This is a genomic window from Synechocystis sp. LEGE 06083 (assembly GCF_015207725.1).
GTDB lineage: Bacteria > Cyanobacteriota > Cyanobacteriia > Cyanobacteriales > Microcystaceae > Synechocystis > Synechocystis salina.
In genome coordinates this window covers 1-11004 of the sequence record NZ_JADEWJ010000110.1, presented here as the reverse complement: position 1 = coordinate 11004, position 11004 = coordinate 1, and the positions used below count along the sequence as shown (strand labels likewise).

Sequence of the window (11004 nt, the reverse complement as noted above, 5' to 3'; positions counted from 1 at the left end):
ATACGGAACCTATACGGAGGAGCGGAGGGACTTGTTTGAAGATTTAACTATGGAACAGTTTTTGTCGGAGATGGAAAATCTGGATCTTGACAAATAAAAATATATGAAATCATTGAATTTTGCTGATTGGTTGGAAAGGCGTTGGGTGACCCCTTCCTATGCTGGCTGGTTACTTTTGGTGCTGGCCATCTGCCTATTTGGTGCCGCCACTAACTCCATGGCTGGTTGGCTTTATGTCATCAGTGGCATTAGTTTTGCTCTGTTGATCATTGCGGCCATTCTCCCCAGGCGATCGATCCGGCAGTTGGAATTAGAGCGTTTTCCGATCCAGCCAGTAAGTGCGGGGGAAGATTTGACCATTACCCTCCGGCTCCACAATAACCACAAGCAACCCAAAAGTTTACTCCAGGTGTGGGATCTATTGCCCTCGGAACTAGGACGGCCTCAAGGTAAGGCGATCGAACTTGTGCCCCCCAAGGATTTTTACCAATGGAGCTATTTCCAGCCTACTCAAAAACGAGGGGTGTACCACTGGCAAGATTTGCAGTTACGCACCGGCACTCCTTTAGGTTTATTTTGGTGTCGCCGTAGTCGGTCTGTTCCTGCCAAGGCTATTGTGTATCCCCAGGTACTCAAGCTTCAGCAATGTCCTTTGGTGGATGCCATTGGGGCGGAGGATCAGGATCGGATATATAGCGATCGCCATTATCAAGCTGCGACGGAGGGAATGACTAAAACTTTGCGGGCCTACCGTTTTGGTGATCCCACCAGACTGATCCATTGGCGCAGTAGTGCCCGATTTGACCAATTTATGGTGCGGGAATTAGAAGTAGTGACGGGGGGGCAGGAGTTGGTCATCTGTCTTGATAGTGGTGCTTTATGGCAAGCAGAAATTTTTGAGCAGGCCGTCATTGCAGCGGCTTCCCTCTACTTCTACGCTGTGCGAGCCCAGTTGAATGTACGACTCTGGACAGCGGGGGCTGGCTTAATCTCAGGTGGGCGATCGGTATTAGAAGCCCTGGCAGCGGTGCAAATGAACGAAGCAGTCCAGCATGAACTACCCCAAAAGATTCCCCTGTTATTGCTTACTAGTAGGGCAGAAAGTATGACAGCTTTAGCCAGCCATAGCCGTTGGCTTTATTTTGCTTCCCCGGATGAATTATCATTATCCGCCCCCCGCTCTGCCCTTTGTGCTGGCTTGATGGTTGAGCATGGTAAAGATTTGTCTCAACAATTGCAGCGACCTCCGAATTTTTCCCAAGGATCTTTAGCTAAGGCTTAAAATAATACGTGTTTATGCTGAATGTGTGCTGGGTCACTCCATAAGGAATGGTGTTAGAGTAATCCTATCGGCCACGATATGCCCCCCCCAGGGTTTTATTTCTCGTCAGGTTCAGCTATGTTCAACGCTATTTCACCACCATTTCGACCCCGCAGTGCCTTGCTGTGGAATTTGATTCGTCAGTCTCCATCTGCCCATCACAAAAGTGACAGTGATGGCGATCTGGGTTTCACCATGTTTGAAGTGCTGATTGCTTTAATGATTTCCTTTCTATTCCTGACAGGAACTCTGAATACCATGGTGATGGCAACAGTAATGCGGGTTAAAGCAGAAAGACAGGCTGAGGCAGGCTATTGGATCAAAGAGGATTTGGAACGGGTTCGATCTGATGCGGCTGCCTTTTCTGATGTAAGCAATTGCCCCAATGTTGGTGAGAATTATTCTAATACAGGAACAATGGCGGCTAATGATGGTATTCCCCCGATGGTAACAAGTACAAGGACAATTTTGGGGAGGAATGCAACGATGACTCGTGATGTTGCTTTCAGTGGAAATGTCGTTTCTCTTAACTATAGAGTCAGAAACACTGAAATTACAGATGCCGACAAAAATGTTCTTGCCAGTCTTTACACCGAAGTTCTTCCGGCCGCCGCTCTTACCTGTGGTCCGTAGGCGAGGCAAATTGATGGTAACGGATTTAAAAATAATCTATGTTGAGGATGGTTCATGATGACAAGAAGTTATGGTGCTAGGCTTCCTTCAAAAATCCTTTGTAGCTCTCCCGCCAGGGCATCTCACCAAGGATGGACACTGATAGAAGTGGCAGTGGTTGCTGTCATCGTCAGTATTTTAGCATCCTTGGCTTTGCCAAGCTTTGGCAAGATGCAGGCCAGAAATCAGCTCCGGGGGGCTATGGCCCAGGTACAGGGGGCATTTCAGGAAGCCCAAAGAAATGCAATTAAAAAAGGCTCCAGTTGTGTGGTGGATGTTAACACTACCAATAGAACAATCAGGCAAAACAGCGCAAGTTCAAATAATGGTTGCATTCCCAATCCGGTTAGCATACCAACCAATCAGAGCATCACAATGTCATCTCCCTCTGGCACCACAAGTGTTACATTCTCCTACAAAGGCAATCCCAGTGCGTCAACCGACCAAACTATAGTTCTATCCCATGAAATAACGAGATTGGAACCTCGTTGTCTTGTGATAGCTTCCGGGATAGGCATTATGCGCTCCGGTTATTATCAAGGAATGACTTGTACCCCTGCCCCATGAAGATTAGAATTCTGGCTTCGTGAAGAATTGCTGAGATATCTCCCAGACCGCTGTTTTTATTTGAGATAATAAATATACTAAAAGCTAATGATCTCGTCGGAGATGTTAGCCTATGGTCAGTCGCACTATTTTTTACCTATTTTTCAAGCTGTTTGATCGACATCGAAAAAAATCACTTGGTTGGACTTTGATTGAAGTGGGAACAGTAGCAGTGATAGTGGGAATTTTAGCGAGTTTGGCAATACCGTCATTTATGAGAATGAAGGCCAGAATGGACACTAGAAATGGGATTGACACCCTCAAGCAAACTTTACAGCAAGCCCAGCGTAATGCCATTAAAATGGGCAAGGAATGTCGAGTGCAATTATCGCCCAGCAGTAGTCCCCCTAAGATCCTTCTTGATAATGATCCAAGGTACAGCGGCTGTTTGCCCTATCGAGAAGTGCCACTGGAAAATGTAGCATTCCATCATAACTTCCCCGGTCCTAATATTCGCTTTTCCTATAAGGGCAATTCGACTAATTTAGGTACGATGGTAATAGAGTCAAAAAATGTGACGGGGATTCGCTATTGCTTAGTAATGTCAAATATGATTGGCATGATGCGTACTGGTAATTACTCGGAGGCACCTCCCACCATTGGGTCTTCCCATTGCCAGAGAGATGTTTAGGAGAACTCGCTATGAAAATTTGGTTGTATTTGTTAATCCGCATTGAACAAAAATCAAAAGGTTTCACCTTACTGGAGCTCTTGATTGCTTCAGTTATGACTTTTTTTGTAGTTAGTGGTGTCGGGTTTGCCATTGTCATTATGACCAAGGACAATATCACTTCCCAGGTTTCTGGAGACTTGGTTTTCAATACCACTAGGGCCGCGGATTTTATTACCGACGAAATTAGGCAAGCGACTTTTATTTCAACAAATTCTGCCGATATACCAACTAGTACAGTTAGTTGTGCAATGGCAAGCGGAGAGCAATTTGTGATAGGTTTAGCGATTGCTTCTTCCCAAGTAAATGTGGTCTACTATACCAAAACTCCTCCCGGTAGTCCATGGTTGGGGCCTAGTTCGATTTACCGTTGTGGTCCCCCATTGAATGCCAGTGGACAGCTAGACCTCACTCCTGCAAACAGGACAAAATCAATTCTTGTAGATTCCATCACCACCAATGCAACCGCGAGAAACGAAACGTGTGCTTCTGGAACTACTAAGTTTCCCGCCAGTCCAAGTGCAGGGTTTTTTCTCTGTGTCAATAATAGCAACCCAAACCTTGTTGAGCTAAGGCTAACTAGTCGTTCTGATAAGTTAGCAAGTGATGGTCTTGGTGCCGGCAGAAATTCAGCAAGCTCAGGTAATTATCGAGTTGTTGCTACTGCCTTTACTCGGGCGGCTTCTGGAGTTGCAACTTTAAACGGAAGTGGAACATGCACGGGCGTTACAGTGGCAGTTGATGGCAGACCAGCAATTAACTTCTCTAGTGGCATGAGCTTGGTAGCGAACTCTAGCAGGGCATTCGTTTTTAGTCCTGGTGTATGGGTGAAGACAGGCAATACTTATACTGGTACCGGTGGTTCACTGGCTTGCACCATTACTGCATCGTTCTAGGGATTGAGTTAATCACTATAATCATTATTAGGAATGAGATTGAAGTAGTTAAAAAATCAAATTTAACTCTGGTGTTGTTTACTCATATTTTGGCTGAAGGGCGATCGCCTGCTGCATTTGCAAATATCAGAAATAGAAATAAAAAACTGGGGAAGCAAGAGGTAATTCCCGCTTCCCCAGTAATAGGCGATGGCAATGTCAAGACTAGAACTGTTTCTTAACCTGCTCAAATGTGTTGGACAATTCGTTCCAACTTTTTTCTAAGCCTGCTTGTAATTCTTCCCAAGCTGCTTCACCAGATTGTTGAAGATCGTGCCATTTCCCCATTAAAGCGTCCCGTTGGGCCTGAAGATCTTTGAGGGCTTTTTGATAGTTAACATTGGCATCTGCGGCTTTTTCTCTAGCTTCAGCAGACATTTGATCAATCTGGGCATTGAGCTTGTCAATTTTTGCTCTTACCTTCTCTTTATAGGCTTCTTTTTCTTGGGCAGTCATGGTGGTGGGGTTGGACATAAATGTTATCCTCTCTGATTTTGTTTACTGTAGGTTTTCTACGAAAGCTGTACCGGCTGGCGATCGGAAAGAAAATGTAGAACATCTCCCGGCATCACACCAGTGGGGCCAGTTAGTGTTGTTTTTTTAGAATGCTTATTTGACTGAATCAGCCAACTTCTGGGTCAGGACTAGAATCTACCAGTGATGGATAGGGCGACCACAATTAGGGCTAAAGCCAGGTTGGCAGCCAATCCGAAACCAATTAACTTGCGTCTAAACTGTTTTCTAGAGCCTGGATCAATTTCTGATACGGGGGGAGAAACCGGGTAAGCGTTAATCAAACCCGAATCGGTGACCCGGTAAGCAGGCTCAACGTTGGGGGAAGAGGGCGCATTCGCTTTGCCCTTGTTTTCTTTCATTTCTGACTCTGGAGTCAGAGGCTTTTCCCTCTCTGTCAATCCCTTAGCGGCAACTTCAGAGGGAATTAGCTCGCTTCCATCGCTGATATGTTGACCGCGGTTATTTTCAGCAGTGGTTTCTTTTTCCAGTGCTGTATTTTGGCTATCCATTGATAACCCTCCATCTAACGACAGCAAGTACTTGCCTTGCTATAAGTCCATTATAACTCCCCGTCGTGCTTTTGTCAACTCAAAGTAATTTAACTTTAAATATATTGTCGTAACTTTATAATTATTTTGTTATTACAAATGAAATCGTCAAAGCCCTATAAATTGCCATGTCAGTCCACTGAAAGTTGCTATGCTGGGAAAAGAGAAGGACTCTGTGCGGGCAATGATTAGAACAAAACCGAAATCCGATAAAGTGCTGACGATTCGCTTACCAGAAAAAGATTTGATTCATTTAGAGCGCTACTGTACGGCGGAGGGGCGGACAAAAACCGAGGTGTTGCGTCAGCTCATCCAAAATTTACCAGCCGTTCCTGACTAGGATCCTATTTTTGCTACAATGGTGGGTCGCTCAAAATAGATAATTTAATAGTTGGCATTAAGCACTATGTACAATCCTTCCCTCCGTCGAGAAGCCCGTTATGAGCCAGCGGCGGTTTTACCCGTTACCCGTGAGCAGTCCCTGATTGACTGGCTAGAAAGTAATAATCGTTTGATTTATCGGGAAATTGAAGAGGGTACCACCAGCAATATGAGTGATGAAGATGTGGACATTGCTGAGTTGATGGATGGAGATGACAATCTCTATAGTGATGACAGCAGTGATGATATGGATGAAGATTAAGCCTGAAAAGCTAAGTTAATTTGGCTGTCCAGCTAGTTTTCACAAACTCCGATCGCCATGGGAGAATCTTCTTTTTGGATATTTAGGGGGGGATTCCCAGGGGCCACCTAGGAGTGAGTGGGAAGGATGTTATTGGGGAGTCCTTATCTCATCCCAGGGATTGGGGCATATTTTTGTGAAGAGGAGGATGTAACCTTTCCCTCGCTTTGGACAGTTTAATTGTCGAACCAATCTCATGAGGAAAGAATTCCACCATGGTAAATGCACAAATTGGCATCATCGGCGGCAGTGGGTTGTATCAAATGGACGCCCTCAAAAATGTTGAGGAGGTAACCCTTGATACGCCGTTTGGGGCGCCTTCAGGCAGTTTTATTGTAGGGGAATTGGCCGGGACACCAGTGGCTTTTTTGGCCCGCCATGGCCGGGGGCACCACCTTTTACCTAGCGAAATCCCTTTTCGAGCCAATATCCATGGCATGAAACAGTTGGGGGTTAAATATTTAATTTCTGCGTCGGCGGTGGGTTCTTTGCAGGCAGAAGCAAAACCTTTGGATATGGTTGTTCCGGATCAGTTCATTGACCGCACTCGCCAGCGGATCTCCACTTTTTTCGGCGAGGGAATTGTCGCCCACATTGGTTTTGGTAATCCCATTTGCCCCCAGTTAGCCCAGTGTCTCTCCACAGCGATCGCCAGTTTGGAACTGGAGGGGGTAACGCTCCATAACCGGGGAACCTACGTGTGTATGGAGGGCCCAGCCTTTTCTACCATTGCGGAATCGAATTTATATCGCAGTTGGGGGGGGACTGTCATCGGCATGACTAATCTGCCAGAGGCCAAGTTGGCCAGGGAAGCGGAAATTGCCTACGCCACTTTGGCCTTGGTAACCGACTATGACTGTTGGCATCCAGACCATGACCATGTGACGGTGGAGATGGTTATTGGTAACCTACAAAAAAATGCGGTCAATGCCCAGCGGGTAATTCTGGAAACAGTTCAACAATTGGCGGCCAATCCCTTTGATTCCATTGCCCACAGCGCCCTACAGTATGCAGTGTTAACCCCCCCGGATAAGTTTCCCGCCGCCACTTACGAAAAGTTATCTTTGCTTTTGGACAAATATTATTCCCCTTCCCGGTAGAAACATGGTGGAAGTTCCAAAATTGGGCAAATTCTCCCCACAGCCTTGGAATCATTCATCTTAGGCGCAGACCCTCCCATGCCGAGCTTTTTCCCTAACCAGTACAATGGGGATATTACCTTTTAGCCCGTTCGACTTTTGCCCATGCACCCGGTTGTTAGTTCCGCTGAATATCGTCAACGTCGCGATCGCCTGATGGCCAAGCTAGGCCAGGGAACGGCCATTTTTGCCAGTGCCCCCCAGGCGGTGATGCACAACGATGTGGAATATGTGTTCCGTCAGGATAGTGATTTTTACTACCTAACGGGTTTCAACGAACCGGAGGCGATCGCCGTTTTCGCGCCCCACCACGAAGAACATCAATTTATTTTGTTTGTGCAGCCCAAGGATCCGGCTAAGGAAACCTGGACTGGCATTCGCTACGGTGTGGAGGGGGCCCAATCAACTTTTGGGGCGGATATTGCCTATCCCATTGGGGAACTGGATGAGCATTTACCAAAATATCTGGAAAATGCGGACAAAATTCATTACCATCTTGGTCGAGATGAAGCGTTAAACAAAACTATTCTCCACCATTGGCAACGTCAATTAGCGGCCTATCCCCGGCGGGGCTATGGTCCCCAGGCTTTGGTCAATTCCCATGGGTTAGTGCATCCCCTGCGGCAAGTGAAAAGCGACACCGAATTAGCTCTGTTGCGGCGGGCCTGTGACCTGTCGGCGATCGCCCATCAGCGGGCTATGGAATTTGCCAGACCTGGCCACTACGAATATCAAGTCCAGGCGGAATTAGAAATTATTTTTCGGCGGGAAGGGGGTTTGGGTCCAGCCTATCCCTCCATTGTGGCGGCGGGTAAAAATGCCTGCATTTTGCACTACATCAACAATGATTGCCCCTTGACGGATGGGGATTTACTGCTCATCGATGCCGGCTGTTCCTACGGCTACTATAACGGTGACATCACCCGTACTTTTCCGGTCAACGGCAAATTCAGCCCGGAGCAACGCACTCTGTATGAAATAGTTTTAAACGCCCAGGAAGCGGCGATCGCCACAGTGCAAGCAGGCAATCCCTACCACCAATACCATGATGCAGCGGTGTCAGTGATTGTGGATGGCCTAATGGATTTGGGTCTGCTGGTGGGGGACAAAGAAGAGATTATCAAAGAAGAAAAATATAAACCCTTCTACATGCATCGCACAGGCCATTGGTTGGGTCTTGATGTCCATGATGTGGGCAACTACAAACAGGATAAGGAAACCTGGACAGTGTTGGAGTCAGGACAAGTGCTTACCGTGGAACCGGGTATTTACATTGCCCCGGACATAAAACCCGTGGAAGGACAGCCGGAAGTGCCGGAGCAATGGCGCGGTATTGGCATCCGCATTGAGGATGACGTATTGGTCACCGTCCAGGGCCCAGATGTGTTGACTAGCGCGGTGCCAAAGGCGATCGCCGACTTGGAACACTGATTATTGGTTAGATCCCCTAACTCTAGTCAAAACCCAAGCCTAGAGGGAATTTCTTCGCTGGCCCAGGATTGTGACTGAACTGCCTTTCTGTGATCGATTCTCAGACCAAGAAAAAATCTCCCCAGGTTTGCCTTAACTGCAGTGGGGAGACGGAGGGGTTTAGCTTGGCACCTTGCTAACGGTTTGGCCAAGGAACAATGATTGGGCTGTTAGTTATTGCCCATGCTGGAGTTTTCAATCACTTTATCGATCAAGCCATAGTCCCTGGCTTCCGCCGCTGAGAGAAAATAATCCCGGTCAGTATCCTTGGCAATCTTTTCCACGGTTTGGCCAGTACGTTGGGCCATAATTTCGTTCAATTGTTGACGGATACGGAGAATTTCCCGCGCTTCAATGTCAATATCCGTTGCTTGGCGGCGACCGGTACCCCCCATGGGCTGGTGGATCATAATCCGGGCATGGGGTAGGGCTAATCGTTTTCCTGGTGCCCCGGAGGCTAACAAAAAAGCTCCCATGGATGCGGCCAGACCCACACAGATGGTAATCACTTCCGATTTGATATATTGCATGGTGTCGTAGATGGCCATGCCCGCAGTGACAGAACCACCGGGAGAGTTGATATACAGATAAATCGGCTTGCTCGGATCATCAGAATCTAGATATAGCAAAAAGGCCACAATCCGATTGGCGATCGAGTCATTTACCTCTTGGCCAAGAAAAATAATCCGCTCTTGGCTCAGCCTAGTATAAATATCAATCCACCGTTCATACTGACTGCCGGGAAGACGAAACGGGACACTGGGAACACCGATAGGCATGGGTTTTTTCGCTTAAATTTGGGAATAGATTTGAATAGTCGACAAAAGTCGGGACTTAGCTGATGGGGGACTATGGCCCCGATTTGCTCAGTAGGGGTCGAGTCTTTAGGCAAGATTTAAATGGCCTAAATCACTGCCATTGGTTTGGGTAATTCCGCTGGACTTTCTAGCACCCGGTCAATCAGTCCATACTCCTTAGCCTTGGCCGGGGTGAGATAAAAAGTCCGGTCCATGTCTTTAGCTAACCTTTCCTGGGTCTGGCCAGTGTTAAAGGAAAGAATCTCCAGCATTGTCTGTTTGTTGGAAATTACTTCCTTGGCGCGAATTTGGATATCCGTAGCCTGGCCCTGGGCCCCGGTGCGGTTTTGGTTAAGAACAATGGTGGCGTGGGGCAAACTGGCCCGATAACCTTTAGTACCAGCAGAAAGGATCATGGCGGCGGTGCCCATGGCTTGGCCAATACAAATGGTATGCACCGGAGGCTTGATGTAGTTGAGGGTGTCACAAATGGCGAAGGCTTCGGTTTCAAAACCCACCGCATCGCCGGTGTACCAGGAAGTACCGGTGGAGTTGATATAAAAATAGATTGGTTTATCGGGATCGTCGAATTGGAGATACAGCAGTTGGGCAATAATCAACTGGGTCACATCAATGCCGACCTGTTGCTTCACCTCGTCGGAGGAGAAAAGCGGCATCCCCAAGTAAACGATGCGCTCTTTAAGCAAAAGGGATTCAAGATCCGGCGGCGGCGTTTTGAAAGCCATGTCGCCATAGTAGGAGGATTGAACCGCAGTTATTTCCATGCTGTCAGGTTGGTGTCGATGGATAAAAAGGCGAAACCAGAGGAATGCCTTATTTGCCCGTGGATATTGGTTATGATCATTTTCCTTTAAGTTTAACCTTCTCTGCAAGTTTACCTAGGGCAAAGCTGCCCCTCAGAGCGTGATTACTTCGCCCCTCTCCTGTTTTTGGTGGCTAGGTCCTACGCCTTCCCAGGTAAGAAATTTCCGCAAACTCCTAGTGGCTAAGCCGTCATCAACGTTGGCAGTAACGGCCAGGAAAAACCGTCGATGTCCAGGGTAATGCTGGCGATCGCCAGGCATTTTATGGCTTGACCGAACGTGAGTTGTGACCAGCAATCAGCAGAAAACAGAGCGCTATCATTCTTTGAGTTACGCCCTGCTCTCTTTGCAACCACAGCGGTGGAAATTTAATTAACCCAACTGATCAAAGATAGAGAACATGGGTAGATACATGGAAAGCAAAATGGTACCGACCATACCGGCGATCAACACCATCATGGCTGGCTCGATGATACTGGTCAGCGCTTTAACCGTTTGTTCCACTTCATCCTCATAGAAGTCTGCCACTTTCATCATCATGGCATCCAGTTCTCCCGTTTCTTCCCCGATACTAATCATTTGAATAGCCAAAGAGGGAAAGACCTTACTTTGTTGCAGAGCCAAACTCATCATCCCCCCCTGTTGAATTTCGCTAATGGCCCCGGCGATCGCATCGGAAATTATTTTATTCGGTACAGTGTTACAAACAATTTCCAAAGATTGAATAATGGGAACCCCCGAACGGGTAAGGGTGCCAAACACGCGGCAAAACCTAGCTACGGCGGTTTTTTCATTTAAGGGGCCAAACAAGGGTAGTTTCAACA

General features: G+C 47.3%; 15 protein-coding genes. 9 read left to right on the top strand and 6 right to left on the bottom strand.

Annotated elements, in window-relative coordinates; genetic code table 11:
- The first annotated feature begins 103 nt into the window (after positions 1-103).
- The 5 genes from IQ219_RS10070 (at position 104) to IQ219_RS10050 (ending at position 4165) form a co-directional block, all read left to right on the top strand.
- Positions 104-1282, top strand: coding sequence for a DUF58 domain-containing protein (locus IQ219_RS10070; protein WP_194019270.1), 1179 nt, complete (start codon positions 104-106; stop codon positions 1280-1282).
- 117 nt (positions 1283-1399) lie between these two features.
- Positions 1400-1954, top strand: coding sequence for a type II secretion system protein (locus tag IQ219_RS10065; RefSeq protein WP_228016916.1), 555 nt, complete (start codon positions 1400-1402; stop codon positions 1952-1954).
- A 54-nt stretch (positions 1955-2008) separates the two neighbouring features.
- Positions 2009-2560 carry a Tfp pilus assembly protein FimT/FimU gene (locus tag IQ219_RS20525; protein WP_368667599.1) on the top strand — a complete coding sequence of 184 codons (552 nt, stop codon included), beginning with the start codon at positions 2009-2011 and terminating at the stop codon, positions 2558-2560.
- A 271-nt stretch (positions 2561-2831) separates the two neighbouring features.
- A complete protein-coding gene (locus IQ219_RS10055) occupies positions 2832-3230 on the top strand; it encodes a hypothetical protein (protein ID WP_228016911.1) in 399 nt (132 codons plus the stop codon).
- An 11-nt stretch (positions 3231-3241) separates the two neighbouring features.
- Positions 3242-4165 (top strand): PilW family protein, encoded by a 924-nt coding sequence (locus IQ219_RS10050; protein WP_194072504.1) that lies wholly within the window; start codon positions 3242-3244, stop codon positions 4163-4165.
- A 204-nt stretch (positions 4166-4369) separates the two neighbouring features.
- Here IQ219_RS10050 and IQ219_RS10045 read toward each other — a convergent pair whose 3' ends face one another.
- Together IQ219_RS10045 and IQ219_RS10040 are read right to left on the bottom strand one after the other, a co-directional pair.
- Positions 4370-4678: a hypothetical protein gene (locus tag IQ219_RS10045; protein WP_190598527.1), complete on the bottom strand. Its 309-nt coding sequence runs from the start codon at positions 4676-4678 to the stop codon at positions 4370-4372.
- Positions 4679-4848: 170 nt separating this feature from the next.
- Positions 4849-5229, bottom strand: coding sequence for a hypothetical protein (locus IQ219_RS10040; protein WP_228016909.1), 381 nt, complete (start codon positions 5227-5229; stop codon positions 4849-4851).
- Between the two features lie 223 nt (positions 5230-5452).
- Between IQ219_RS10040 and IQ219_RS10035 the strand changes: the two genes are divergently transcribed.
- The 4 genes from IQ219_RS10035 (at position 5453) to IQ219_RS10020 (ending at position 8520) form a co-directional block, all read left to right on the top strand.
- On the top strand, positions 5453-5608 hold the full coding sequence (locus IQ219_RS10035) for a ribbon-helix-helix protein, CopG family (RefSeq protein WP_228016907.1): 156 nt from the start codon (positions 5453-5455) through the stop codon (positions 5606-5608).
- Positions 5609-5674: 66 nt separating this feature from the next.
- Positions 5675-5911 (top strand): DUF3134 domain-containing protein, encoded by a 237-nt coding sequence (locus IQ219_RS10030; protein WP_190598525.1) that lies wholly within the window; start codon positions 5675-5677, stop codon positions 5909-5911.
- Positions 5912-6165: 254 nt separating this feature from the next.
- On the top strand, positions 6166-7050 hold the full coding sequence (locus IQ219_RS10025) for an S-methyl-5'-thioadenosine phosphorylase (RefSeq protein WP_194072503.1): 885 nt from the start codon (positions 6166-6168) through the stop codon (positions 7048-7050).
- A gap of 144 nt (positions 7051-7194) precedes the next feature.
- Positions 7195-8520, top strand: a complete 1326-nt coding sequence (locus IQ219_RS10020) for an aminopeptidase P N-terminal domain-containing protein (RefSeq protein ID WP_194072502.1) — start codon at positions 7195-7197, stop codon at positions 8518-8520.
- 209 nt (positions 8521-8729) lie between these two features.
- On the opposite strand, the gene IQ219_RS10015 is transcribed toward IQ219_RS10020, so the two are convergent.
- The 4 genes from IQ219_RS10015 to IQ219_RS10000 all read right to left on the bottom strand — a co-directional run.
- Positions 8730-9338, bottom strand: coding sequence for an ATP-dependent Clp protease proteolytic subunit (locus IQ219_RS10015; RefSeq protein WP_194019275.1), 609 nt, complete (start codon positions 9336-9338; stop codon positions 8730-8732).
- 125 nt (positions 9339-9463) lie between these two features.
- The gene (locus tag IQ219_RS10010) at positions 9464-10141 is read right to left on the bottom strand and encodes an ATP-dependent Clp protease proteolytic subunit (RefSeq protein WP_190598521.1); all 678 of its coding nucleotides are present in this window, start codon (positions 10139-10141) and stop codon (positions 9464-9466) included.
- Between the two features lie 221 nt (positions 10142-10362).
- A complete protein-coding gene (locus IQ219_RS10005) occupies positions 10363-10536 on the bottom strand; it encodes a hypothetical protein (protein WP_194019276.1) in 174 nt (57 codons plus the stop codon).
- Positions 10537-10552: 16 nt separating this feature from the next.
- A partial coding sequence (locus tag IQ219_RS10000) for a type II secretion system F family protein (protein WP_194072501.1) occupies positions 10553-11004 on the bottom strand: 452 nt, incomplete at its 5' end.